This window comes from Sphingomonas jeddahensis (genome assembly GCF_001981525.1).
In the GTDB taxonomy this organism is placed as follows: domain Bacteria; phylum Pseudomonadota; class Alphaproteobacteria; order Sphingomonadales; family Sphingomonadaceae; genus Sphingomonas; species Sphingomonas jeddahensis.
In genome coordinates, this window is record NZ_MPSB01000001.1 from 298,224 (window position 1) to 323,644 (window position 25,421).

23 protein-coding genes are annotated in these 25,421 nt (G+C 65.3%); 9 read left to right on the top strand and 14 right to left on the bottom strand.

Annotated features, from left to right (window positions below; all coding sequences use genetic code 11):
- The first annotated feature begins 41 nt into the window (after nucleotides 1-41).
- Nucleotides 42-1,034: a COX15/CtaA family protein gene (locus tag SPHI_RS01365; RefSeq protein ID WP_076743089.1), complete on the top strand. Its 993-nt coding sequence runs from the start codon at nucleotides 42-44 to the stop codon at nucleotides 1,032-1,034.
- A gap of 103 nt (nucleotides 1,035-1,137) precedes the next feature.
- Here SPHI_RS01365 and SPHI_RS01370 read toward each other — a convergent pair whose 3' ends face one another.
- Nucleotides 1,138-1,788, bottom strand: coding sequence for a sulfite oxidase-like oxidoreductase (locus SPHI_RS01370; RefSeq protein ID WP_076743232.1), 651 nt, complete (start codon nucleotides 1,786-1,788; stop codon nucleotides 1,138-1,140).
- Nucleotides 1,789-1,871: 83 nt separating this feature from the next.
- Here SPHI_RS01370 and SPHI_RS01375 point away from each other — a divergent pair, with 83 nt between their 5' ends.
- Nucleotides 1,872-4,148, top strand: coding sequence for an FdhF/YdeP family oxidoreductase (locus SPHI_RS01375; protein WP_083719584.1), 2,277 nt, complete (start codon nucleotides 1,872-1,874; stop codon nucleotides 4,146-4,148).
- Nucleotides 4,149-4,418: 270 nt separating this feature from the next.
- Nucleotides 4,419-6,800, top strand: a complete 2,382-nt coding sequence (locus tag SPHI_RS01380; RefSeq protein WP_076743091.1) for a TonB-dependent receptor plug domain-containing protein — start codon at nucleotides 4,419-4,421, stop codon at nucleotides 6,798-6,800.
- Between the two features lie 10 nt (nucleotides 6,801-6,810).
- Here SPHI_RS01380 and SPHI_RS01385 read toward each other — a convergent pair whose 3' ends face one another.
- The 3 genes from SPHI_RS01385 to SPHI_RS01395 form a co-directional block, all read right to left on the bottom strand.
- Nucleotides 6,811-7,335, bottom strand: a complete 525-nt coding sequence (locus SPHI_RS01385; protein WP_198927794.1) for a CHAP domain-containing protein — start codon at nucleotides 7,333-7,335, stop codon at nucleotides 6,811-6,813.
- Nucleotides 7,336-7,745: 410 nt separating this feature from the next.
- A complete protein-coding gene (locus SPHI_RS01390; RefSeq protein WP_332888896.1) occupies nucleotides 7,746-9,278 on the bottom strand; it encodes an MFS transporter in 1,533 nt (510 codons plus the stop codon).
- Nucleotides 9,275-10,093 (bottom strand): SDR family NAD(P)-dependent oxidoreductase, encoded by an 819-nt coding sequence (locus SPHI_RS01395; protein ID WP_076743094.1) that lies wholly within the window; start codon nucleotides 10,091-10,093, stop codon nucleotides 9,275-9,277. The genes SPHI_RS01390 and SPHI_RS01395 overlap by 4 nt, the downstream gene beginning before the upstream one ends.
- 138 nt (nucleotides 10,094-10,231) lie before the next feature.
- Here SPHI_RS01395 and SPHI_RS01400 point away from each other — a divergent pair, with 138 nt between their 5' ends.
- The gene (locus SPHI_RS01400; protein ID WP_076743095.1) at nucleotides 10,232-11,020 is read left to right on the top strand and encodes an SDR family oxidoreductase; all 789 of its coding nucleotides are present in this window, start codon (nucleotides 10,232-10,234) and stop codon (nucleotides 11,018-11,020) included.
- On the opposite strand, the gene SPHI_RS01405 is transcribed toward SPHI_RS01400, so the two are convergent.
- Complete coding sequence (locus SPHI_RS01405) at nucleotides 11,017-11,427, bottom strand: DoxX family protein (RefSeq protein ID WP_076743096.1); 411 nt, start codon at nucleotides 11,425-11,427, stop codon at nucleotides 11,017-11,019. The two genes, SPHI_RS01400 and SPHI_RS01405, sit on opposite strands and share 4 nt — an antisense overlap.
- 86 nt (nucleotides 11,428-11,513) lie before the next feature.
- Between SPHI_RS01405 and SPHI_RS01410 the strand changes: the two genes are divergently transcribed.
- Entirely contained in the window at nucleotides 11,514-12,065 is a 552-nt protein-coding gene (locus SPHI_RS01410) for a glycine zipper 2TM domain-containing protein (protein ID WP_233130579.1), read from the top strand.
- A gap of 51 nt (nucleotides 12,066-12,116) precedes the next feature.
- On the opposite strand, the gene SPHI_RS01415 is transcribed toward SPHI_RS01410, so the two are convergent.
- On the bottom strand, nucleotides 12,117-12,470 hold the full coding sequence (locus SPHI_RS01415; protein WP_076743097.1) for a WYL domain-containing protein: 354 nt from the start codon (nucleotides 12,468-12,470) through the stop codon (nucleotides 12,117-12,119).
- Nucleotides 12,471-12,629: 159 nt separating this feature from the next.
- On the opposite strand from SPHI_RS01415, the gene SPHI_RS01420 reads away from it, so the two are divergent.
- Nucleotides 12,630-14,024: an MFS transporter gene (locus SPHI_RS01420; RefSeq protein WP_076743098.1), complete on the top strand. Its 1,395-nt coding sequence runs from the start codon at nucleotides 12,630-12,632 to the stop codon at nucleotides 14,022-14,024.
- A gap of 55 nt (nucleotides 14,025-14,079) precedes the next feature.
- Nucleotides 14,080-14,904, top strand: coding sequence for an alpha/beta fold hydrolase (locus tag SPHI_RS01425; RefSeq protein WP_076743099.1), 825 nt, complete (start codon nucleotides 14,080-14,082; stop codon nucleotides 14,902-14,904).
- Nucleotides 14,905-15,094: 190 nt separating this feature from the next.
- Here the strand turns inward: SPHI_RS01425 and SPHI_RS01430 are convergent, their stop codons facing one another.
- The 5 genes from SPHI_RS01430 to SPHI_RS01450 form a co-directional block, all read right to left on the bottom strand.
- Nucleotides 15,095-15,856, bottom strand: a complete 762-nt coding sequence (locus SPHI_RS01430) for a sulfotransferase-like domain-containing protein (RefSeq protein WP_233130581.1) — start codon at nucleotides 15,854-15,856, stop codon at nucleotides 15,095-15,097.
- Nucleotides 15,853-16,773, bottom strand: a complete 921-nt coding sequence (locus SPHI_RS01435) for an aminotransferase class IV (RefSeq protein WP_076743100.1) — start codon at nucleotides 16,771-16,773, stop codon at nucleotides 15,853-15,855. The genes SPHI_RS01430 and SPHI_RS01435 overlap by 4 nt, the downstream gene beginning before the upstream one ends.
- Before the next feature lie 144 nt (nucleotides 16,774-16,917).
- The gene (gene lpdA, locus SPHI_RS01440) at nucleotides 16,918-18,318 is read right to left on the bottom strand and encodes a dihydrolipoyl dehydrogenase (protein ID WP_076743101.1); all 1,401 of its coding nucleotides are present in this window, start codon (nucleotides 18,316-18,318) and stop codon (nucleotides 16,918-16,920) included.
- A 3-nt stretch (nucleotides 18,319-18,321) separates the two neighbouring features.
- Nucleotides 18,322-18,519, bottom strand: coding sequence for a hypothetical protein (locus tag SPHI_RS01445; protein ID WP_076743102.1), 198 nt, complete (start codon nucleotides 18,517-18,519; stop codon nucleotides 18,322-18,324).
- A gap of 1 nt (nucleotide 18,520) precedes the next feature.
- Complete coding sequence (locus tag SPHI_RS01450; protein WP_076743103.1) at nucleotides 18,521-19,846, bottom strand: pyruvate dehydrogenase complex dihydrolipoamide acetyltransferase; 1,326 nt, start codon at nucleotides 19,844-19,846, stop codon at nucleotides 18,521-18,523.
- A 108-nt stretch (nucleotides 19,847-19,954) separates the two neighbouring features.
- On the opposite strand from SPHI_RS01450, the gene SPHI_RS01455 reads away from it, so the two are divergent.
- The gene (locus SPHI_RS01455) at nucleotides 19,955-20,407 is read left to right on the top strand and encodes a universal stress protein (protein WP_076743104.1); all 453 of its coding nucleotides are present in this window, start codon (nucleotides 19,955-19,957) and stop codon (nucleotides 20,405-20,407) included.
- A gap of 324 nt (nucleotides 20,408-20,731) precedes the next feature.
- Here SPHI_RS01455 and SPHI_RS01460 read toward each other — a convergent pair whose 3' ends face one another.
- Nucleotides 20,732-21,856 (bottom strand): RcnB family protein, encoded by a 1,125-nt coding sequence (locus tag SPHI_RS01460; protein ID WP_233130583.1) that lies wholly within the window; start codon nucleotides 21,854-21,856, stop codon nucleotides 20,732-20,734.
- 300 nt (nucleotides 21,857-22,156) lie between these two features.
- A complete protein-coding gene (locus SPHI_RS01465; RefSeq protein ID WP_076743106.1) occupies nucleotides 22,157-22,639 on the bottom strand; it encodes a GAF domain-containing protein in 483 nt (160 codons plus the stop codon).
- A gap of 86 nt (nucleotides 22,640-22,725) precedes the next feature.
- On the opposite strand from SPHI_RS01465, the gene SPHI_RS01470 reads away from it, so the two are divergent.
- Complete coding sequence (locus SPHI_RS01470) at nucleotides 22,726-24,003, top strand: methyltransferase family protein (protein ID WP_076743107.1); 1,278 nt, start codon at nucleotides 22,726-22,728, stop codon at nucleotides 24,001-24,003.
- A 95-nt stretch (nucleotides 24,004-24,098) separates the two neighbouring features.
- On the opposite strand, the gene SPHI_RS01475 is transcribed toward SPHI_RS01470, so the two are convergent.
- Nucleotides 24,099-25,358 carry a glutamate-5-semialdehyde dehydrogenase gene (locus SPHI_RS01475; RefSeq protein ID WP_076743108.1) on the bottom strand — a complete coding sequence of 420 codons (1,260 nt, stop codon included), beginning with the start codon at nucleotides 25,356-25,358 and terminating at the stop codon, nucleotides 24,099-24,101.
- Nucleotides 25,359-25,421 lie beyond the last annotated feature (63 nt).

A 25,421-nucleotide genomic window follows, 5' to 3' on the forward strand; every position in this document is an offset into this window, starting at 1 on the left:
AGCCCAGCCCCGGCTTTCGTGTTTCTGCGCGCCCACTTGCCATGGCACGGTGGCTCTACCTCGTCGCCGCACTGATCGTCTTGATGGTGGCTGTTGGGGGGATCACGCGCCTGACCGAATCGGGGCTGTCGATCACGCAGTGGAATCCGATCAGCGGGATCATCCCGCCGCTCAACGATGCGCAATGGCAGGCGGAGTTTGCCAATTACCAGCGCATCCCCGAATATCAGCAGATCAATCACGGCATGTCACTCGCCGGGTTCAAGGCTATCTTTTTCTGGGAGTATATTCACCGACTGTTGGGACGGGTCATCGGCCTCGCTTTCGCGCTGCCGCTGCTGTGGTTCGCTGTGAAGCGGCAGATTCCACGCGGTTACGGGCCGCGCCTCCTTGCGCTGCTCGCGCTCGGCGGACTGCAAGGAGCGATCGGCTGGTGGATGGTCGTGTCCGGACTGTCGGTAAGGACAGACGTCAGCCATGTGCGGCTCGCAGTACATCTGTCGGCGGCGCTGCTGATTCTCGTTGGCGTGGTCTGGACTGCGCTCGACCTGGGCAACCTTGCGCGCAGCCCCCTCGCCCGCCCCGCTGCGCTGCCGCCGCTCGGAATGCTGGCGCTGTCCCTGCTCGGATTGCAGATCGTGCTTGGCGCCTTCACCGCGGGGCTTGACGCCGGCTATGCGTTCAGCAGTTGGCCGTTGATGGGGGATACGTTTTTCCCGGCCGAAGCTCCAATGCTCTATCCGGCTTGGCGCAATTTCACAGACAATCCGGTCGTGGTGCAATTCGTCCATCGCTGGTTCGCCTTTGCGGCCGCAAGCGGGGTCGTTTGGCTGGCGTTCGCGGCTCGGCGACGCGGCGCGGTGAACGCGTGGAGCGCGGTAATCCTGCTCACGGGTCTGCAGATTGTGTTGGGCGTCGCGACCCTGCTGACGGGCGTTCAGATCACCATTGCCGTGGCGCATCAGGTGAACGCGGCCATCTTGCTGATTGCGGTGGTCGCCGCGGCGCACGCCCTTGGGCAACGGACGAACTGACCCCCCCCCCCCTCGCTTCGCCTGGAGCCTGTTTGAGGGAGTTGGAAGCGACGCACTGCTGGCCCGTGCTTCGGCCAGCTCGGCAAGAAAGATTAGGTTCGTCTCAGCTATACCGCTCCTCCGCCCAGGGATCGCCGCGCATGTGATAGCCATTTACCTCCCAGAAACCGGGGCGGTCGGCGCCGAGGAACTCGATCGCGCTGATCCACTTGGCGCTTTTCCAGAAGTACAGATGCGGGATCACCAGCCGTGCCGGGCCGCCATGTTCGCGCGTCAGCGGCTTGCCCTGCCACGTCCGGGCGATCAGCGCCTGCGGTGAGCCGAAGTCGGCGAGCGGGACGTTGGTGGTATAGCCATCATAGCCGTGCAGCATGACAAACGCCGCCTCGTCGCGCGGCTCGACCAGATCGAGCAGATCGTGCGTCGAGACCCCCGCCCAGTCATTGTCGTAGCGTGACCAGGTGGTGACGCAGTGGATGTCGCTGCGCAGATCGGTCTGCGGCAGCGCCAGGAACGCCGCCCAGTCGAGCGTCACCGGCCGCGCGACCAGCCCCTTCACCGTCAATCGCCAGCGATCGAGCGACACATCGGGCTGGCGGCCGAGATCGAGCACCGGCCAGTCGCGCACCAGATGCTGTCCCGGCGGCAGCCGGTCGTCCGCGACACGCGCGCCGGTGATGAACTTGCGCTCGCTCGCCCAGCGCTGCTTCGAGCGGGTGAGCTTGGTATCGGCCGGCGGTTGCTCGTCGTCCATGATCCGCATCATACACGTCTTCGGTGATCCAATCACGTCGCCCCGCGTTGTCAGCCTTTAACGGCTGGCGCGGGAGGCAGATTGTGGCCGACGAGAAGGATACCGTTCATTACGAGGGCGCTGCCGGCGGCTGGGGTTCGGTCCGCGGCATGACGGAAGTGCTGGCCCGCGAACGCCCGACGCCGGCCGCGCTGGACACCCTGCGGCGCCAGAACAAGCCCGGCGGCTTCATGTGCGTGTCCTGCGCCTGGACCAAGCCGGCCCATCCGCACACCTTCGAATTCTGCGAGAATGGCGCCAAGGCGACACTGTGGGAAAACACCACCCGACGCTGCACGCCCGAGTTCTTCGCCAAACACACGGTCACCGAACTCAAGGGATGGAAGGATTACGATCTCGAGCAGCAGGGCCGGCTGACCCATCCGCTCCGCTACGATCGCGCCTTCGACAAATATGTGCCGTGCAGCTGGGACGAGGCGTTCGCGGCGATCGGCACGGAGCTGAAGATGCACGATCCCGGGTCGACCGTCTTCTACGCCTCGGGCCGCGCCAGCCTGGAGACGAGTTACCTCTACGCCCTGTTCGCGCGCATGTACGGGCACAACAACCTGCCCGACAGCTCCAACATGTGCCACGAGACGACCTCAGTGGGCCTGAAGAAGGTGATCGGCTCTCCGGTCGGCACCTGCGTGCTCGAAGATCTGCACAAATGCGACGCGATCTTCTTCTTCGGGCACAACACCGGATCGAACGCTCCGCGCCTACTCCATCCATTGCAGGAGGCGGTGCGCCGCGGCGTAAAGATTGTGACCTTCAACCCGATTCGCGAGACGGGGCTGGAGCGGTTCAAGAACCCGCAAAGCCCCGTCGAGATGCTCACCGGCAAGCACACCGACATCTCCTCGCTCTACCTTCAGGTGAAAGCGGGCGGCGATATCGCCGCGCTGATGGGCATGATCAAGCACGTGCTCGCCGCCGAGGAGCGCAAGTGGCGCGAAGAGAAGGTGCATGTCCTGGATGTGGATTTCCTCGCCCAGCACACCAACGGCTTCGAGGAGGTGAAGCGCTACGCCGAGGCGCTGTCGTGGGACGAGATCGAGCGCGAGAGCGGGCTCGCGCGTGCCGATCTGGAGGAAGCGGCGGACGTTTATGTAGACGCCAAGCGAACCGTGTTCATGTACGGCATGGGGCTGACGCAGCACGTCCATGGCTTCGAGAACCTCGCTGCGATGGTGAACCTCGCATTGCTGAAGGGCAATATCGGGCGTGAGGGCGCGGGCATCTCGCCGATCCGCGGGCACAGCAACGTTCAGGGCCAGCGCACCGTCGGTATCTCCGAAAAGCCCGAGCTGGTGCCGCTCGACAAGCTCGCCGAACAATTCGGCTTCGAGCCGCCGCGCGAAAAGGGTCTCAACACCGTCGAAGCGTGCGAGAAGATCATTTCCGGCGAGGTGAAAGCGTTCATCGGCCTGGGCGGCAATTTCGTGCGCGCAATCCCCGAGCAGGTGAAGATGGAAGCGGCTTGGCAGACCATGCGGCTCACCGTGCAGATCGCCACCAAGCTGAACCGCAGCCACCTGATCAACGGGGAGGTCGCCTATCTCCTCCCCTGCCTTGGCCGGTCGGAGCGCGACGCGCAGATCACCGGCGACCAGGCGGTGACGATGGAGGATTCGCTGTCCTGCATCCACGGCTCGCTGGGCAACATCACGCCGGCGAGCGCGCAGCTCAAGTCCGAGGTCGCAATCGTCTGCGGCATGGCAAAGGCGACGCTGCCGCCCAACCCCAACGCGAAATGGGACGATTGGACTGCCGATTATGGCCTGATCCGCGAGCTGATCCAGGAGACCTATCCCGAGATGTTCGCCGACTTCAACGCGCGCGTCTTCACGCCCGGCGGCTTCTACAAGGGGAACAGCGCGCGCGAGCGTATCTGGAAGACGGAGAGCGGCAAGGCGGAGTTCACTGTGCCCAAGACGCTGTCCGCGCTCGGCGTCGGCGACAAGGAGGGGCGCTGGCGGCTGATGACGTTGCGGTCGAACGACCAGTTCAACACCACGATCTACGGCTATTCGGACCGCCTGCGCGGCATCGAGGGCACGCGCGACGTGGTGCTGATGAATCCGGAGGATATCGCCGCGGCGGGCCTCACCGAGGGACAGGTGGTGAGCCTCGCCAGCGATGCCGACGACGGCGAGCACCGGCAAGTCGATGGGCTGACCGTCACCCCCTATCTGCTGCCGCGCGGGTGCATCGGGGCTTATTATCCGGAGACCAATTCGCTGGTGCCCTTGTGGTACCATGACGAGGAGTCGAAGACGCCGGCGTCGAAGGGTGTGCCGGTGCGGATCGTGGCTTAGTGACTGACATTTACCTAATACCCCACTCGTCACCCCGGGCTTGACCCGGGGTCCCGCGTCTTCTTCTGCCGACGGAGCAAGGCAGCGGGACCCCGGCTCGAGGCCGGGGTGACGGGGTTTGAGAGACGGCCGAGGGACAGAGTGTGTGACGCGAAAGCCGCACCGGTTAGGCGTTACACTTCGCGACGATTTCCACCGGCTCCTGCGACAACCCGTCGACACTGTGGCCCCACACCGTGACCATCACCCCACACGCCCCGGAGCCTCACTTTGCCAACCTTCTTCCTCCCTGCCCTGTCGATCGTCGCCGCGGCGGCAGCGCCCGGACAAGCCGCGCCCGAGCCGCAGACCGCTGTCGAGGAGGAGGCCGAGCTGGAGCTGGAGGATGATATCGTCGTCACCGGCAGCCGCCAGCCGCGCGGATCGGTGATCGGCGATATCAAGCCTGAGGTGGTGCTGAGCGGGCGCGACATCCGCGCTTATGGCGCCAGCGACATCGGCGAATTGCTGGAGGAGCTCGCCCCACTCACCGGCAGCATCCAGGGGCGCGGTGGCGAGGGCCGGCCGGTGATCCTGCTGAGCGGCCGGCGGATCAGCGGCTTTCGCGAGATCCGCGACTTGCCACCCGAAGCGATCCAGCGCGTCGACATCTTGCCCGAGGAAGTGGCGCTGAAATACGGCTATCGCGCCGACCAGAAGGTGGTGAACATCGTCCTGCGCCGCCGCTTCAACGCGGTGACGGCGGAGGTGGAAACCAATCTCGCCAGCGATGGCGGGCGGCAGGTGCATGAGGCGGATGTCAATTACCTGCGCCTCGGCAATGGCAGTCGCTTCAGCGTCGACGGCGAATACACTCGCAGCAATCCGTTGTTCGAGACCAAGCGCAACCTCGTCAACGCCGATCCGAACCGAACCCTGCTCGCCGCGAGCGATGCGGCGAAGCTCAACGCCACGTACAAACGCACGATCCTAGGCAGTGTCTCCGCGACGATCAGCGGCGAGCTGGGAGGCGCGAACACGCTTGCCGGCCTTGGCAGCGCCGCCAACGGCCAGCGGTTGCTGCGTGACAATCGCACCCGTACCGGCGTGCTCAACTATGCGCTGACGGGTGATCTCGCCCAATGGCGCTGGTCGCTCAACGGTGGCTATACGCGCGACTGGTCGACCACGATTACCGATCGCGATTACGGCACCGGGGTGCAGCGCGACCGCGCGCAGTCGGTGGCCGAGACGATCGAGACCGAGGGCACGTTCAGCGGCAGCCTGTTCGACCTGCCGGCGGGTGCCGTCACCGCAACGCTGAAGGCGGGCTTCTCGCTGCACGACATCGCCAGCGAATCGCGCCGCGGCGGGCTGTTCACCGCCACCGATCTGTCGCGCGATCAAGGCACGGGCCAAGCCAATATCGACGTGCCGATCTGGCGCGACGGGCCGATCGGCGCGCTCTCCGCCACCGTCAATGGCAGCGTCGATCAGCTGTCGGACTTCGGGACACTCGGCTCGCTGGGCTATGGCTTCAACTGGCGGCCGGTGGATGCCGTGCGGCTGATCGGATCGGTGACGCATGAACAGGGCGCGCCGACGATCCAGCAACTCGGCAATCCGGTGATCGTCACGCCCAACGTGCGCGTGTTCGATCTGACCACCGGGCAGACGGTGGACGCGACGACTGTCACCGGTGGCAACCCGAACCTGCTCGCGGATCGCCGTAGCGTGCTGAAGCTGGGCCTTACGGTAAAGCCGATCTTGGGCACCGATCTCACGGTGCTCGCGAACTACACCGACAGCCGCATTGACCACCCGATTGTGGGGTTCCCGACCGCGACACCGGAAATCGAGGCGGCCTTCCCCGACCGCTTCGATCGCGACAGCGCGGGTACGCTGATCCGCATCGACAACCGACCGGTGAACTTCGACCGCAGCCGGCAGCGGCAAATTCGTTGGGGCCTCAACTGGACAGAAGCGCTCGAAGCTCCACCGCCAACCGGACCTGACGGCCAGCCACTGACCCCCGAACAGATCGCGGAACGCCGCGCCTCCTTTCGTGAGCGATCTCGCGGACGTGACGGCACGAGCGAAAGCGGCGTACGCCCCGCCGGTGGTAGTCGCGCCAGCGGCTTTAGTGGGCGCGGCTCAGGAAGATTCGGCGGCGCACGGCAGGGTCGGGTGCAGCTAAGCGTGTTTCATACCTGGCGCCTTGAGGACACGATCCTAATCCGGCCCGGAGTGCCGGAACTAGACCTGCTGAACGGGTCGGCGACTGGCACGCGCGGCGGACAGCCACGCCACGAGATCGAGTTCAACGCCGGCTATAACCGTCATGGCATCGGCGTGCGACTGACCGGGACATGGGAAGGCGGAACGACGATCCTCGCAAACCCAAGCGGTGCGCCCTCACCCGAGGACCTGTCGTTCGGATCTTTGTTCACCGCCAATCTGCGAGTCTTCGCGGACCTCAGTCAGCAGCGCGCGCTGGTGCGCAATGCGCCATTCTTCCGCGGTTCGCGCGTGACATTGGCGGTAAACAACCTGTTCAATCAGCGGCTCGAAGTACGCGATGCCGCAGGCGTGGTTCCGATCGGCTATCAGCCCGCTTTGCTCGATCCGTTGGGGCGATCGGTGCGCGTAAGTTTCCGAAAGTTGTTCTTCTGATAAGGCGCGATCAGTTGGTGACGGTGATGCCGCCATTGACCGGCACGGCGGCCGCCGCCGCGATCGCCAGGTTGGCGATACGGGTCTCGTCAGCCTGGCCCTCGCCGCCGGTGATCGCTGGAGCAACGCCGGGACGCTGATCGCCATAGATGAAACCGTCAGTCGGGTAGTTGGACGTGCCGAGCCCGCCGTTGGGCGCATACCACACCTTGACGAGGCTCCAGTCGCCCGCGTCAGACACGTCGATCGCCCGAACATTCCGCTCGACGCCTCCGCGGCGCGACCAGTTGGCGTGGGTCAGCAGCACTTCGCGATCGCTGACGATCTGGCTGACCATCGCCACATGGCCGACGCGCATGCGGCTGGTGGATCGGAAGGAAAGCACCGCGCCAACCTTCGGCTCGCGGCCACGCTCGTAGCGGCCGGCGGCCTGACCCCACCAGGTGTTGGCATTGCCATGGATCTGAATGCCCGAAATCTCGCGGGCATAAGGAGCACACTGCCAGAATTGCGCATTGGCAGCGGTGGCCGTCATCAGGCCGCACGAAACAACCAGCGCACAACGCGCTGCAAAAGCTTTGAAATTCACTGCGACCCCCCGGTCAACCCGACGTTCGTTGCAGGCTCGCTACGGGGGGTAGGGAAAAATACCAAGGGCTGCGGGAACCGTTTCCGATGAACGGTGTTGCGGCGCCGACGAAATGGCGTTTCGCCTCAGCGTGACCAGGCGGGAGCGCAGTCGGCAGGAGGCGAATCGTCGCCCGATGCGCCTGTTGCGGTGGCTGAAGCAGCGTCGAAGACCAGCCGCCGAAGCTACCAGATCGCCCCCAAGGATTGCGAAAGAGCTAAGCGGCAGAGCGTTGCGGTTGTTGCGCTCCCCTGCGGTCCTAGCCCTTGCAGCGCGCGCCCCCTCCCCATCGCTGATGGGGAGGATGGAAGAGTGGATCAGGGAACCGGATCGACGCGTTCCAAGTCGAGCGCCTGCATCCTGAGCGCCTCGAGCCGCGCCGTATGCTCCGCGCGCCCGAACGGAAAGGCCCGATAGGCCAGCGCGGCCATCAGGGCGAGCGCCGTGGCGCAAACGATATAGATGACCGTGAGGCGATCGAGCACCTCAACGGACACCTGTCCGGGCACAGCCTTGGCCGGGAACCCTGCCGCCGCGAGGATCAGGCCCGTCACGAAGATGCCAACGCCGCTGGTGCATTTTTGAATAAAGAAGCCGCCAGCGAAGAACACGCCTTCCGAGCGACGCCCGGTACGCTGCTCCGAGTCCTCAACCACATCCGCCATCATCGATGAGCCAAGAATATGCGCGGTCACACTCGCCGCCGTTCCCGCGGCGAGCATCGCAAACAGCAACGGCAGCATCATAGGGCTGCTGGTGTCCGGAAAGTTACCCGACAGCCGCAGCCAGTAAGGCGCCGTCCCGATCGCGATCGCAAGAACGGCGGCGGTTGACGCCGCCTTCGGCTTGCTCGTCACTTGGCCGATTTTGGGGGCTACCACAAACGCCACCAACACGCCGCCGAACAATACTATCGACAGCGGCACGAACGTGGGCACCGTAAGACCCAGGAACGACACGGTCGTGAAGCCCCAGACATAGGTGTAAAGATAGTTGGAGATCGCATAGGTGATCCCCTGGTTCGTGAAGACGAACAGGCCCGCGATCATCAGCACCACGAACGCCTTGTTACGCAGCGTCTGTCCGAGCTCCGCGAAGTTGCGCCCAAGTGACTGTTTCTCGATCACCGGGGCGGGCAGGTTTGGGATCTCGCGATGCGTGCCCATCGCCGAGGTGAGGATCGCGATACCCATGAAGATCGCGCCAGCGATCGCAAAGCCCTTGTAGCCGTTGGGGTTGAGCAGGCCGTTGGGATATTCGGGCGTGGGAGATAGGAATACCCAATAGGCCGCGATCAGCATCACCAGCCCGCCGGCCCAGCCGAACAGATAGCGGTAGGCCATGATCCGCGTGCGCTCGTCGTAGTCGGCGCTGAGTTCCGCCGCCATCGCCTGGCTCGGTACTTCATAGGCGCTGACCGCGCTACGTACGAGCACCGCCACGGCGAACAGCCAGCCCAGCGTCGTTGCCTGCGACGACACCGGCGGATTCCACAACAACACCCAACCAAGCATAATCGGCAGTGCCGAGCCATAGAGCCAAGGGTGCCGCCTTCCCCATTTCGTACGCGTACGATCCGACATGAAGCCGATTGTTGGATCGACAAAGGCATCAATGATCAGCGCCAGCATGATCACGAAGCCGACGGTCGCGGCCGGCACGCCGATCACCTGATTGTAGAACAGCAGAAGAAATGTGCCGAAGCCCGAATCCTTGACGCCATAAGCGGCAGCGCCAAAGCCGTAGCTGGCCATGGTGCGGGAGCGCAGGCGTCGAGCCGGCGGGACGGCGCCTGCGGCGGTGGCGCCTGCACCTGGGATAGCGGCGGTGCTCGCAAGAGTTGCGTTCATTGGAATGCCTCCAGTGCGGCAAACAGCCCGGCTTGATCGGGATCCCAGCTTTGACGCGTGCCGATCGTGATCCCGCCATCGACGACGAGGTGCGTACCCGTGACGAACCCGGCGTCATCGCTGAGCAGAAAGGCAACGGCGGCGGCGATATCCTCCGGCCGCCCGGCGCGCTTCACCGGCTGCGCGCCTGCCGCGACCTGGGCGATCACCTGATTGGCGAGCTCACGCTTGTCGGCAGGCACTTCCAGATGGCGGGTGAAGATGTTCGTGGTGATGAAACCGGGGATCACCGCATTGACGCGGATGTTGCTCTTGGCGAGGTCGGCCGCGGCAAGCTTCGAGAGATGGAGCACGCCGGCCTTGGCAGTGGAATAAGCGATCGGCGCATAGCCGGTGCCCAATGCCGAAACCGAGGAAGTGTTGACGATGGCGCCACCGCCTCGCTTCGCCATCAGCGGCGCGGCATAGCGGATGCCGAGCGCGACCGAGCGGAGCAGCAAAGATTGCGTGCGATCCCAATCGTCAGGCGTCATCTCGTCGATCTTCGCCGGTGAGCCCCCTGCGCCGGCGTTGTTGAACAAGACGTCGAGTTCACCGGGCGCCTCGATCAGCGCCGCGATCTCTTCCGCATCGGTGACGTCGCATCGAATGAAGTGGATCTTGCCGTTGGAGGTGCTCGCCAGCTCCTCACCACCGTCCACATCGATGTCGCCGATCCAGACATCGGCTCCTTCCTCGCCAAGCCGCAGCGCCGTGGCACGCCCGATACCGGACGCGCCGCCCGTTACCACGGCACGCTTTCCCGAAAAGCGCATCCTCTCGTCCTTTATCGTTTTCGGCAGCATAGTATGGCGCCGCCCGCCGTCAATCATAACCTGTTCGAAAATTCGGTAGGCCGCTTGTCGCACGCGCCGGGCGTCGCTAGCCGACCTGCCAAAGAGGAGAGATGTAAGATGAGCTTGAACAATCTATTCAGCTTGGAAGGACGCACCGCGTTGGTGACCGGCGGCAGCCGTGGCATCGGCAAGATCATTGCCAAGGCGTTCATCGAACAGGGCGCGACCGTTTACATCTCTTCACGAAAGACCGCGGCGTGCGAGGAAACCTCGGTGGAGCTTGGCCCGAAATGCATTCCGCTCCCGATGGACGTCTCCACCGTTGAGGGCTGCCGAGCGCTCGCGGCGGCGATTGGCGAGCGCGAGGATCATCTCGACATCCTCGTCAACAATGCCGGTGCGGCGTGGGGCGTGCCGTTCGAGGAGTTCCCCGAGAGCGGCTGGGACAAGGTGATGGACCTTAACGTCAAATCGCCCTTCTTCCTGACGCAGGCGCTGCACGAGCTGTTGAAGACGAAGGCGAGCCACCAAGCGCCGAGCAAGGTGATCAACATCACCTCGATTGACGGCATGCGGCTCAATCCGTGGGACACTTACAGCTATCACGCGTCTAAGGCGGCGCTGATCTATCTCACCAAGCGGATGGCGGCGCGGCTGATCAAGGACGGGATCATCGTCACCAGCCTGGCGCCCGGCGCCTTTGCCAGCGAGATGAACCGTGCAGCGCGTGATCATGGCGATGCGGTGGCGAAGGGCATTCCGATGCAGCGGATCGGGAACTTCGACGACATGGCGGGCGCCGCGATCTTCCTGGCGAGCCGAGCAAGCGACTATGTTGTCGGGGACACGTTGGTGGTCGACGGCGGACTGGTGAATGCATCGTTGGGGACGAGCATCGACGCTTAGCCGATCAGGCATCGGCGGCCGCGTATGGCGCCGCTCGCCCACAAAGACCACCAGATGATCAACGGCTGGAGCAGCAGCCGGGGCGCATGATAGGCGAGCGGCAGGCCCGTGCCGCTCGCCAGATCAAGCGCGGCATGACGCATGTTCGCCGGCCAGACGCACAAGGCATAAGCGGCAAAGGCATAGCCAGCGGCACGTCGCCACCGGACGCTGGCGAGCGCCGCCACGCCGATCAGTTCGAGTACGCCCGTGACGATCACCACCGCGTGCGGTGCGGGAACTTGCGACGGCACGATCCGCGCCATCGCATCTGCGAACACTAAGTGGCCCACACCGCCGAGAGCGTAAAAGAGGATCAGCAGCCAGCGCGCGGTCTGCCGCCAGCGTCCTTCCATGACTATTGCCATTGCACCCCCATCTTCGTTCAGGAACGATACGGGGCCATGCTCGTATCCCCGCCGAGCCCATCTTCGGGCGAAGAGAGGATCGTGACATGACGTTTCGTCACATCGCAGCCATGGCCATGAGCGCCGCCGCCGTAATGTTGGGCACGCCTGCTCCAGCCCAGTCCAATGCCGACGACTCACGTTTTCGCGCCGCGCAGGAGCGTTTCGAGCGCGAGCTGGAGATCTTCCGCGGTGAGTTCGACCGCTATCAAGCCGTCCGACGGGTGCCGGGCGCCGGGTATCGGGATCCGCGCTGGGACGATCGCCGCGAGGTGGCGCCGCCGCCGGTCGGTTATGAGGATGGGCAATGGCGCGACGAGGGCGATTATGATCCCAGCCGCTACTATCGCTCCGGCACGCAATATCAGGAGCGCGCACTCGCATCGACCGACCGCGTCTATTCGGGATCGGACGGCCGTTATTACTGCCGCCGTTCGGACGGCACCACCGGCCTTATCGTCGGTGGCGCATTGGGCGGCGTGCTCGGCAATGTCATTGACGGCGGCCGCAGCCGGATCGTTGGCACATTGTTCGGCGGCGCGGCGGGTGCGCTGGCCGGACGTGCAGTGGATCAGAATAGCCAGGTGCGCTGCCGCTGATCGCGTTTCCAATCGGCGCCGCGTATTCATGCGCGGCGCTGAACGCCTCGGTCAGCCTTCGATGGTCAGGAGCGTCACGCCCTCGTAGCGCTCTTCCTTCGGGTTGAAGAGTTCGCTTGGAGCGAACCTGCGCGGCGTCACCCGCATGCCGCCCAGCCCCGAAATCTTGAAGGCACCGATCTTTGGCTCGCGCGGCGGCTTGCCGTCACGCTCCAGCGTCACCGCGTCGAGGTAGAACTCGCCGTGCTTGGTGTAGACGATGTGCGGCGCCAGCGTCACCTCGCCACGATTATACGTCGCAGCCAGCGCCTGCTGCTTGACGATCGCCTCGAAGACGACGGGCATGGTGGCGGGCGGCAGCGATGGTGGTGCGGCGACCCGATCTTCGTCGGTGTTCAGCTTCATGCTCACCGGCAATACCTGTGCTGTTGCAGTGCAGCAACAACCGTTTTGCGCAACACAGCGTTCCCATAATGCACGCAGCACACGTTCGTTCACAGCGACGACGCCACGACTCGCCTCAGCAACTTGTCGTCGTTCTCCAACAGCCTATGTCCGTCCGCAATGTCCGACGGCCTTCCCCTTCCGCGGCGCCTGTTCGCCATTGCCTCGCTCGGCTGCGGCTCCGCTTTGGTGATCATCGACGGCGGCATCGCCAACGTCGCATTGCCCACGATCGCCAAGGATCTGGGCGTCGCGCCGAGCTCGGTCGTGTCGATCGTCACGGTGTATCAGGTGATGCTGGTCATGCTGCTACTGCCGGTCAGCGGCCTTGGCGAGCGGATCGGGCTGAAGCGAACCTATCAGGCGGGGCAAGTGATCTTCACCCTCGCCACCCTGCTCTGCTTCTTTGCCAAGAGCCTGCCGTTCCTGCTGATCGTTCGCGCCATGCAGGCGATCGGGGCCGCAGGCGTACTCAGCGTCTCGTCCGCGCTGATCCGCCAAACCTATCCGGCCAAGCAGCTCGGCCGCGGGCTGGGTATCAATTCGGTGATCGTCACCAGTTCGGCCGCCGCCGCACCGACGATCGGCGGGCTGGTCCTGGCAGTGGCGCCTTGGCCCTGGGTATTCGCCAGCACAATCCCCTTCGCAATCCTGAGCATCGCGCTGGGCCGCGCCCTCCCCAATCCGGCGCCACGACTGGCGAATTTCGACCTGCTTAGCGCAGTGATGAGCGCCGGCATGTTCGGGCTGGTGATCGGCGGGGCGGAGAGCCTGGTGCATGGCGACAGCCCGGTGGTGAGCCTCGCAGTGGTCGCGACGGGCGCCGTGATCGGCTGGTTCTTCGTGCGGCGCGAGCTGGGCGCACCGGCGCCGATCCTGCCGGTCGATCTGCTCGCCCGGCCAATCATCGCATTGTCGGCTATCGGTAGCCTTACCGCCTTCACCGCATCGATGACGCTGCTGGTGTCGACGCCCTTTCGCCTTTCAGCGCTCGGGTTCAGCGCGACACAGATCGGTGCGTGCATTGCGCCCTGGCCGCTTACAAACATGATCGTCGCGCCTTTGTCGGGGTTCCTGTCCGATCGTGTGCCCGCCGGCATTCTCGGCGGGATCGGCATGGCCGTGACCTTGGTGACGCTGAGCCTGCTGGCGACGATGCCGGCCGATCCCAGCTATGTCGATGTCGCGTGGCGTATGGCGCTATGCGGCTCCGGCTTCGGGCTGTACCTTCCGCCTAACGCGCGGCTGATCGTCGGCTCCGCCCCGCGCGAGCGGGCTGCGGCGGCGGGTGGGCTGGTCTCGACCGTCCGGCTCACCGGGCAGACCATGGGAGCGACGCTTGCCGCCGCCTTGCTCGCGGCCGGCGTGGGGGCTGGCGCGGTGCCGCCGCTTGTCGCCGCGGGGTTGGCGCTGGTGGCGGGCCTGTGCAGCATCGCGCGGCTGCGGCCGTCGATCCATCGCCCGACGCTGACCGAAGTGCGCGATGAGGTTCCGGCGCTGCGGCAGACGCGCTGATCGGAACGGGGCGCGTGACCGCTCGTTTTTCAGGCGTCACCAACCGGAGTACATCATGCCCTACGTCAAGACGCGCGACGGAGCCGACATCTTTGTGAAGGACTGGGGCAGCGGGCGCCCGGTGGTGCTGATCCACGGCTGGCCGCTATCGGCCGACAGCTGGGATCCGCAGGCGGTGGCGTTGGCCGAGGCGGGCTATCGCGTGATTGCCTATGATCGGCGCGGCTTTGGCCGGTCGAGCCAGCCATGGGACGGCTATGATTACGACACGCTGACGGACGATCTCGCCGATGTGATGCAGGCGGCCGGCGTGGAGCGTGACGCAACTCTGGTCGGCTTCTCGATGGGCGGCGGCGAAGTGGCGCGATACATGAGCCGGCATGGCGGCAAGGGCGTGTCCTCGGCGGCGCTGATCGGATCGGTCGTGCCGTACATGCTGAAGACCGACAACAATCCACATGGCGTGTCCGAAGCGCAGCTGCTGCAGATCGCCGAAGGCATCAGGCACGATCGGCCGAACTTCTTCCGCACCTTCTTCAAGGACTTTTTTGGGGTCGGCTATGTCACCAGCCCGGTAAGCGAAGCGACGCTGGACTGGGCGTGGCGGCTGGCGATGCAGGCATCCCTCCGTTCAACGCTGGAATGCGCCAAGAGCTTCGGCTTTACCGACTTCCGCCCCGACCTGGCGGCGTTCCGTGTCCCGACCCTGGTGATCCACGGTACGGGCGACAAGACGGTGCCGATCGATGCCACCGGCCGCGCCGCCGCCACGGGCATCGCGCAGAGCCAGTTGGTGGAATATGATGATGCCCCGCACGGCCTGTTCGCGACAGAAAGCGACCGGCTGACCGAGGACCTGCTGACGTTCCTGAGTCGGTAAGGTGTGGCGCCGGGCGGCCGCCGGTCTTCCAAGGACACCGGTTCGCCACCAACGTCTTCGTCAACCCGGCCTCGTGCCGGAGTCCAGGGTTCCGCGGGTTCAACGGCCTCGATGCGCGGAACCCCGGAATGTCGAGACTAGCCTGGTATGATGAGGCGGTGTGTGCAGTCCCCGCGCGCTTTAATCAGCATCAGGAGGCGTTGAGCCGATGCGCCGCCAACGCCTCATAGTCCGCACGGCACGCATCCGCCACCGCAGCTAACTCGCCTGCCAACGCGGCGGGCTCCTCGTCGGGCGCGCCAAAGCCGGTCGATGCCTCAACGCGCCCATACCAATGCTCCGCCCAGACCCCATCGGCAGGATGCCGCCCGGCCGGCCACGCCAGCATCGACTCATCCCACCCAAGCCCTAACGCCGAACACAAAACCCCAAGGGTGCCCGCAGGATCACGCAAAACATCAGCCGAGTCGATCACCGGCGGCGCCTTGCCCAGGCGATCCGCCTCACGCTCGAAGAATGCGCGTTGTGCGGCCACGCCAAGGTCCGTCGCCGTCACTGCCTCCCGCTTGGCAGCATAGGAGGCCGCCATGCGCGCTGGATCGCGGATCAGAAAGGCGTGGGTGACGCCTTTCAGATCATCGGGCTTGATCGGGCCGGCCATGTGGTGGGGCATGTGTTTCTGGTACCAGACCGCCTCGCCCGAAGGCGCCGGGCCAGCCAATGTTTTCGCCACTGAACGCCAATCGCAATCCATGCTCGCGATCACCGCATCGCGCATCGGATGATCGACGCAGCTTTCCCGCAGAAAACAGCCGTAAAAAGGTTCGTCGCTGACCGCGCAGTCCGCGCGGCTGGAGAAGCTGCGCATCATTGCCGTGGAGATATTGCGCGGCCCGGACCACATGGCGATGCGAAGCGGCTGCTCGCGGCGGGAGTCCATGCGCAGCGTCATGCCAGCTCGCGCTCCACGGCCTGACGATAGAGGCCCTGCAACCGCTCGACCATCGGCCCCCGCTCCGTTCCGATCACGCGTCCATCGATCGTGCCGATCGGCGCGAGGCCCGCGAAGGTGCCGGTGGTGAACGCCTCATCCGCGCCATAGACATCGGTCAGCGAGAAATTGCGTTCATAGGTCGGGATACCCGCTTCGCGTGCCGTCTCGACCACGATGCGCCGGGTGATGCCATCCAGGCAATAGTCGCCTGTGGAAGTCCACACCTCGCCATTGCGGACGATGAAGAAGTGGGTCGAGTTGCACGTCGCGACGAAACCGTGCGGATCGAGCATCAGCGCCTCATCCGCGCCAGCCTGTGCCGCCTGAATGCAGGCCGTGATGCAGTTCAGCTTGGAGTGCGAGTTGAGCTTGGGATCCTGCACATCCGGGTACCCGCGACGAACATGGACGGTGAACAGGTTCAGCATCCGCGTCGCGGTACCCGCCGCCGGAGCCTTCCATTCCGGGATCATGACGATCGTCGCCGGTGAGATCACCACACGCGGATCCTGATACGGCGTGGAACGGATGCCGCGCGTCACCATCAGACGGATATGCACCCCGTCGCCCGTCATCTGATTGGCGTCGAGCACGCGGCGTAGGCGAGCGATCATCTCCTCGCGGCTGATCCCGATGTCGAGCATGATCGCCTTGGCGCCCTGCCACAACCGATCGAGGTGCCGATCGAGGAACGCCATCTTGCCGTTATAGACGCGCAGCCCCTCCCACACGCCATCGCCGAGCATGAAGCCGGAGTCGAATACGGAGATCTTCGCTTCGGGGCGGGGGAAGAGTTCGCCGTTGACGTCGATCAGGACATTGTCGTTGCGGGGATCAGGGGTGAAGACGTGGGTACCGGTGGCGTGATCGGTCATGTGGGTCCTCGTCAGACAGAGCGCCGCCTAAGACCCGTTCGTGCTGAGCTTGTCGAAGCACGTGTCGCAGGCGGACCGCTTGGTAACACGCACCTCGACAGGCTCAGTGCGAACGGAGCGAGAAGGAGGGCGCTCCCCGCATCGTCAGATATGCAGGGCCTTGCCGTAAGCCCCGAGCACCGCCTCGTGCATGGCTTCGCTGATCGTCGGGTGCGGGAACACTGTTTCCATCAGCTCGGCCTCAGTCGTCTCCATCGTCTTGCCGATGGTGTAGCCTTGGATCATCTCGGTCACTTCGGCGCCGATCATGTGGGCGCCGAGCAATTCGCCGGTCTTGGCGTCAAACACGGTTTTCACAAAGCCTTCCGGCTCGCCGAGCGCAATCGCCTTGCCGTTGCCGATGAACGAGAAATTGCCGACCTTTACCTCATAGCCGGCTTCCTTCGCCTTCGCCTCGGTCAGGCCGACGCTGGCGATCTGCGGGCGGCAATAGGTGCAGCCCGGGATGTTGCGCGGGTCCATCGCGTGCGGGTGATTGCCGGCAATCGCCTCGACCGCGATGACGCCCTCGTGGCTTGCCTTGTGCGCCAGCCACGGCGGCGCGGTGATGTCGCCGATTGCCCAGACACCCGGCACGTTGGTGCGGCACACCGGATCGGTCTTCAGGAAGCCGCGATCGTCCATGTCGACGCCCAGTTCCTTTAGCCCGATGTCGGCCGTGTTCGGCACGATGCCGATCGCGACGATGACATGGCTGAACTCGGCAGTGGTCTCCTTGCCGCTCTTGTCCTTCAGCTTGGCGATGACGCCGCTGTCTTTCACCTCAAGGCCGCCGATACTGGCCGAGGTCATGATCGTCATGCCCTGCTTCTTCAGCGCCTTTTCGAGGTGCGCCGACACGTCGGCATCCTCGACCGGTACGAGGCGATCGAGCATCTCGACTACTGTTACGTCGACACCCATGTCGTTGTAGAAGCTAGCGAATTCGATGCCGATCGCGCCCGAGCCGATCACCAGCAGCTTTTTGGGCATTTCCGGCGGCGTCATTGCGTGGCGATAGGTCCAGATGCGCTTGCCGTCGGCCTTGGCGAACGGCAGGTCGCGAGCGCGCGCACCGGTCGCGACGATGACGTTCTTGTATTGGAGCTCGGTTGCCTTGCCGTCCTGGCCAGTGATGGTGAGCTTGTTCTTACCCGTCAGCTTGCCGACGCCCATGTGCACGGCAATCTTGTTCTTCTTCATCAGGTGCGTGACGCCCTGATTGAGCTGCTTCGCCACCCCGCGCGAGCGCTTCACCACTGCTTCCAGATCGGCGGCGATGCCCTGCGCGGCGAGGCCGTAATCCTTGGCGTGGCTCATCAGATGGAACACCTCGGCCGAGCGCAGCAGCGCCTTGGTCGGGATACATCCCCAGTTGAGGCAGATGCCGCCGAGCAGTTCGCGCTCGACGATCGCCACCTTCAGCCCGAGCTGCGAGGCACGGATCGCCGCGACATAGCCCCCCGGCCCCGAGCCGAGGACGACGAGATCATAGGTATCAGCCACGTATCAGTTCCTTGGTTTGCGCGCCGCTTTCACCAGTTCCGGCACGCTCATCGCCAGCACCGCCAGCATCACCGCCCAGCGCACCGGCTCGATCGAGCCGGCGCCCTGCGGGTAGGACCAGATGGCCGCGCGGAAGAACACCTGAGTCACCAGCAGGCCGGCGACCAAGTGGATCAGCTCAACGGCCACCGCGCGGGCCATATTAGGCCAGCATGCCCAATGGGTTCTCGCACAACGCCTTGAACGCCTGCATCAATTCGGCACCGTCTGCGCCGTCAATGGCGCGGTGGTCGAAGCTGCCCGTCGCGCTCATCACCGTGGCGATTCCCAGCGCATCATCAATGACATAGGGGCGCTTCTCGCCCGCACCGACGGCGAGGATCATGCCCTGCGGCGGATTGATGACTGCTTCGAACTGCTTGATGCCGAACATGCCCATGTTGCTGATCGATGCGGTGCCCCCGGTAAATTCTTCCGGCTTCAGCTTCTTGTCGCGGGCACGTGCCGCCAGATCCTTCATGCGGGTCGAAATAGACGAAAGCGACGCCGTATCTGCCTCGGTGATCACCGGCGTGATCAGGCCCTCCGCAGTCGACACCGCGACGGAGATGTCGGCGCGCTTGAACGTGACCAGTTCATTTGGCGTGTACATCACGTTGCACTTGGGCACCTGCACCAAAGCAACGGCCAGTGCCTTGATCATCAGATCGTTGACCGAAAGCTTGACGCCGCGCGCTCCGAGACTGTCGTTCAGCTCGGCACGCAGCCTCAGCAACTTGTCGAGACGCACGTCGATGGTGAGGTAGATATGCGGCACTTGCTGCTTCGACTCGGTCAGACGGCGCGCGATCGTCTTGCGCATGTTGCTGAGCTTGGTCGTTTCGTGGGGAATATTCGGGATCTGAGCCGGCGTCACCGGGGCCGGCGCGGGTACTGCCGGGGCCGTAGTGGACGGTTGCGTGGCAGTGGCGGACGCGGGTTGCGCTGCGTCGGCCTTCGCGCCCTCGACATCCGCCTTGACGATGCGGCCGTTCGGGCCGGAGCCGGTGAGACTCGACAGCGCGACGCCTTTCTCGGCGGCCATACGACGCGCGAGCGGGCTGGCCTTCACGCGATCGCCTTCGGCGCGCGGCTCCGCCTTCTGCGAAGCGGCGGGCTGCTTGATTTCAGGATTGTCCTGCGAAACCGGCTCGCTCGTCTCGCGATCGACAGGGGCATCGACCTGCTTGGGCGCGTCCTTTGCCGGTGCAGGCTCGGGCTTCTTGGCGACTGGCGCGCTTTCCTCGCCTTCTGCGTCAAGCAGCATGATCACCGTGCCGACCTTCACGCCGTCGGTGCCCTCGGCCACGACAATCTTGCCGACCACGCCCTCATCAACGGCTTCGAACTCCATGGTGGCCTTGTCGGTCTCGATCTCGGCCATCAGATCGCCGGCCTTTACCGTATCGCCCTCCTTGACCAGCCATTTCGCCAGCGTCCCTTCCTCCATCGTGGGGGAGAGTGCAGGCATCTTGATTTCGATCGACATGAAGGTCCTCAGCGGTTCCCGGGGGTGGGCCGTCTCTTGCGCCGCGCCCTTGCGCGGTCAACCCCGCAGGCGGATAAGGTGGGTTCTGACAGGGGCAATTGACGACTTATGCGTATCTATCTGACCGTGATTGACGATGCGCCGGAAACGGAGATCGCGCTCCGCTTCGCCGCTCGGCGCGCGGTAAAGACGGGCGGCGGGGTGGAGATACTGGCGCTGGTCGAACAGGGCGAGTTCATCGCGTTCGGCGGCGTGCAGGCTACGATCGAGGACGAAGCGCGGCGGCGCGCCGAGGGGCTGGTCGCCAAGGCCGCGGGCACGCTTATCGAGGAATCAGGGCTGCGGCCGTCAATCACCGTGCGCCAGGGTGACGGGCCGAAGATCATCCGCGAGTTGATCGCCGCCAATCCGCAAGTGGCGGCGCTGGTGCTGGGCGCGGCGGCAGACGGGACGCCGGGGCCGCTGGTCACTCATTTCGCGGGGCAAGCGGGAACGCTGCCGGTGCCGCTGATGATCATTCCGGGAAGTCTCGATCGCGAGGCGATTGATCGGTTGAGCTGAGGAGTGATGCGCCTCGGTTCGCTCGCGGCGAGCGAGGCCGGGGCTACGGGGCGGGCAAGTGCTTCCTTTTTGCGGTGACCACGACGCGCTGTGCTGAGGGTAGTTGTTGGCGCGAGCCGGGCTGTTGGCGCCGAAGACTTACTACCGACACACCGTCACCCCGGCCTTGTGCCGGGGTCCAGAGTTCCGCGTACTCCACAGCTACAGGACTGCGGAGCCCCGGGTACCGGCACGAGGCCGGCATGACGGGGGTAACCCGGATGGAGGCTTCACCCCCGTGTCGTCGCCGGCGGCAGCGGCGCGCCGATCAGCCTGCCGGCGCGCTTACTTGCAAATGCACTTGGGCGCGGCGCGATAGGACTTCTTCTTCCACACCTTCTTTGCGGCAGGGCGCGAATAGGTGACTTCGTCATCCCAGATTTCGGTGGTGGTGGTGGTCACCACCGGCTGGCTCTGGACGGTGACGGTGGTGACGCTGGCACCGGGATGATAATAGCCGTTGCTGTAATAGCCGCCCGCACCATAGCCGCCGCTGGTGGTCACCACCGTGTGGCCGACGCCGCTGCCCGTGACGACCGGCGGTGCGTAGTGGACGACCGGCGGCGCGGCGCGGGTTGCGACAGCGGGCGGATAGCCATGGGCGGGCGGCGGCGGGTAGCCGGCGCCGTAACCGGGGCCGCGACCGCGATCTTCGGCCTTGTCGATCGCATAGCCGGTCAGCGCGCCGACGCCGCCGCCGATCAGCGCCCCACCCAAGCGATCCCCGCGGCCGGCGATCGCCGCACCAGCTACGCCGCCAGCAGCCGCACCGATCGCGGCGCCGCCGACGCCGTTGTCGCGTTGGGGATAAGGCTGGGGCGGATAGGCGTAAGGCGCGCCCGGGTTCTGACCGGCATAGGCATGGCCATCATAGCCTGCCGCATCATCATGATAGGTATAGTCGACACCACCGGCATCATATTGATCCCAATCGACCCCGCCGATCGTGTCGTACACCGAGCCGCGGCCATCGATCAGCACGGCATCGTCATAATAGCGGGACCAATTATACCCCTGCGGCGGCTGCGGGAGGCCGTAGCCCGACCAATCGGTGATGTACCAATTCGGGGCCGCCCAATAGGTCGGCAGCACCCAGCCACGCACGGGGCGCTGATACGCGCCCCAGCCACCCGGGGCGCGGTACCCCGCCCACCAGCGACCCTGAATACGGCCGCCCCAGCGCGGGCGGTTCTGGCCGCCGTTGTGCCAGCCGGGCTTGCCGGGATGCGGGCGGTTCCAGCCACCGTGCTTCACGGGCATGGGACGGTTCCAGCCGCCGGGCTTCACCGGCATCGGGCGGTTCCAACCGCCATGGGTGCCGGGGCTGCGCACCACGACGCGGTCACTGGCTTCCGCCGACGTCGCCATCGGAACGGACAGGATCGCCGCCGCCGCCAATAGTGCCCGCATTGTTCTTTCTCCCCGAACTCGCATTTCAGGGGGCGCAACGCCCGCCTTGGTTAACGGGTTGCTTACCATTTTGCGCGGGCGCTCGCTACTGTGGGGTCTGTCCCGGAATGATGCAGGGTCTGGGTGGGTGTGTCCCTCGACGATGCTCGGGACGAGCGGGTGGATGACGGCCCTCATCGTCATGCCGGGCTTGTCCCGGCATCCGGGGTGCCGCGCACCTTTAGCTATGGAGTTTGCGGAACAGTGGCCCCCGGCACAGGGCCGGGGTGACGGAGTGCGGGTGGTGAGTGGTCGCCCCGCTCAGGCGATGCGCGGTGCCAGCAGCGCGGCGATGGCTTCGCAGCCGCGGGCGTCGTCGGCGTCGAAACGGCCGGGCCGCGGGCTGTCGAGATCGAGCACGCCGATCAGCCGGCCGTCATGGACGATCGGCACGACCAATTCGGACGCGCTCGCGGCGTCGCAGGCGATGTGGCCGGGGAAAGCGTGAACGTCGGCGACCAGCTGAGTCTCGCGCGTCTGCGCTGCCGTGCCGCAGACGCCGCTGCCGATCGCGATGCGGATGCAGGCGGGCTTGCCTTGGAACGGGCCGAGCACGAGCTCGTCGGCGACCAGCCGGTAGAAGCCGGACCAGTTGAGATCGGGCAGATATTGCCACAGCAGTGCCGCGGCATTGGCCATGTTGGCGACGGCATCGGGCTCGTCGGCGGTCAGCGCGTCGAGTGCGGAAAGGATGTCGCGATACAGCTCGGCCTTGTCGCCGGCGGTGATGTCGAACTGGTACATGGCGCGCGATGTAGGCGGCGACGCGGACGGGTGCGAGAGGCTTCCTTCACGCGGCGCTTACCATTTGGCGGCTAGGCCCCTGCCCCATGTCTCACCAATCCGCGCTTGCCACCGCCAGCCGCGCCGATCCGCGCCCCGCCTCCGCCGTCTCGCACGGCGTCGGCATCGCCGGGCTGGTCGGCGTGATCGCCTGGATCGCAGTGGCGCGGACCTATGGCATGGACGGGCCTTATGCGGCGCTGGTCAACCTGCTGGCGTGTGGCGTGCCGATGGTTTTGTGGTCGGTGCTGGTCGACAAGGTGCATCGGCGACCCTCGACCGGAATCGATTGGGCGAAGGCGAAGCCGTGGCGCGAGACGTTCGACGTCAGCCTGGTCAAGCTGGTCGGGCTATGGGCCACCTGGGCGGGGATCGCGCTGATCTATGCCACCGGGCGGTTCTATTGGGAGGGCAATTTCAGCTTTGCCATGTGGTGTTTCGGCGTCGCGGCGCCGGCATTGTTCGTGCTGTCGATCCCTTATGTGCTGTGGCTGGATCGTCGGCTGGTTGAGCCACGCGATGGCGCTTGGTCGTTCGGTGTCTGGCTGACGCATACCGGCAGCGCCGAGCCGGAGGCGATCTACAACCACCTGCGAGCCTGGGCGGTGAAGGCGTTCTTTCTCGCTTTCATGCTGGCGATCGTGCCGCCGGGGTTCGGGGAGTTCGTGCGCACGCCGAGCTTCGGCATCTTCGCCGATCCGGTGCGGCTCGCGAATTGGCTGATCACCTTCATGTTCGTGATCGACGTGGCGTTTGCGACGGTTGGCTATGTGCTGACGATGCGGCCGCTGGATTCGCATATCCGAAGCGCCACGCCCTATGCGGCCGGCTGGGCGGCCGCGCTGATCTGCTATCCGCCGTTCCTGTTGATGGAGGATGGCGGGCCGCTCGATTACCATCCCGGCACGGCGGACTGGACCTATTGGCTGCAAGGACACCCGTTGTTGCTGGCGACCGTGGGGGCGGTGCTGGTGGTGCTGACCGCAATCTATGCCTGGGCAACGGTGGCGTTCGGCGTGCGCTTTTCCAACCTGACGCACCGCGGCATTCTGACGCATGGCCCCTATGCCTGGTCGCGGCACCCGGCATATCTGAGCAAGAATCTGTTCTGGTGGATTTCGACGGTGCCGCTGCTGTCGACGGGGTCGCTGGTGGATGCTGCGCGTTCCACGCTGATCCTGAGCATGGTGAGCGGCGTTTATTATTGGCGCGCGCGGACTGAGGAGCGGCATCTGCTCAGCGACCCCGTGTATCGGGAGTATAGCGGCTGGATGAGCCGCCATGCCCCGGTGCCGCGGTTCTTCCGATGGGTTGGCGGGCGGTAGCCAGTTCCCGTTCGTGCTGAGCTTGTCGAAGAGCGCTGGCGCTGGAAGTACGATTTTCGGCAAGCTCGGGCGAACAATAGTGCGAAGGTGAACGCTTATCCCCGAACCTGCCCGGTGCCGCGGCCGATCCATTTGTAAGTGGTGAGCCCTTCCAGCGCGACCGGCCCACGGGCATGGAGACGGCCGGTGGCGATGCCGATCTCGGCCCCAAGGCCAAACTCGCCGCCGTCGGCGAATTGAGTGGAGGCGTTCCACAGGACGATCGCCGAATCGACCTCGGCGAGGAAGCGGTCGGCAATCGCTTCGTCAGCGGCAACGATCGCGTCAGTGTGACCCGAGCTGTGCCGGGCGATGTGGGCGAGCGCCCCATCAAGGCCTTCGACCAACGCGACCGAGCAGATGGCATCCAAATATTCGGTGTCCCAATCGGAGTCATCCGCCGGGGCGACACTGATCAGCGCGCGGGTACGCTCGTCGCCGCGCACTGCGCAGCCGGCCGCTTGCAGCGCCTCGATCAACGCGAGGGGGTCGGGATAGGCCGTGTCGATCAGCAAGGTCTCCATCGCGCCGCACACGCCGGTGCGGCGCATCTTGGCGTTGACCACGATGCGGGTCGCCATTGTGGGATCGGCCGAGGCGTGGACGAAGATGTGGTTGATGCCATCGAGATGCGCGAGCACGGGCACGCGTGCCTCGGCCTGAACACGTGCCACCAGGCCCTTGCCGCCGCGCGGCACGATCATGTCGATGGCACCCTCCGCCGCGAGCATCGCGCCCACCGCGGCGCGATCTGTGGTGGCGACACGCTGGACGGCCTGCGGCGGAACACCGGCCGCGGCGAGACCGGCGGTGAAGGCGCGGTGGATGGCCGCGTTGCTTTCCACCGCTTCGGAGCCGCCGCGCAGGATCGCGGCATTGCCCGACATGACGCAGAGCGCAGCGGCGTCGGCGGAAACATTAGGCCGGCTTTCGTAGATAATGCCGATCACGCCGATCGGTACGCGGACGCGCGTCAAGACAAGGCCGTTGGGGCGCGTGGCGGTGTCGATTACTTGCCCGACCGGATCGGCGAGGGTCGCCACCGTGGCGACTCCGTCTGCCATGGCGGCGACGCGCTGGTCGTCTAGGTGGAGGCGATCGAGCAAGGCGGGCGAAAGGCCGTTCGCCTGCCCGCGCGCCATGTCTGCGACATTGGCAGCGAGGATTTCGGTGGTCGCGGCGCGCAGCGCATCCGCGGCGGCGCGCAGCCCTGCCCGGCGCTGCTCGGTGGACAGGCGCGCGAGCTGACCGGCGGCGCGGCGCGCCTCGGCCGCCATGGTCGCGATCATCAGCGGGGGGGTTTGCGTGTCGAGCATGGCGTATCCGCTACCACGAAGCCGGGCAATCGCCGAATCGTCCGATGCGCGGGGAAAGGACGG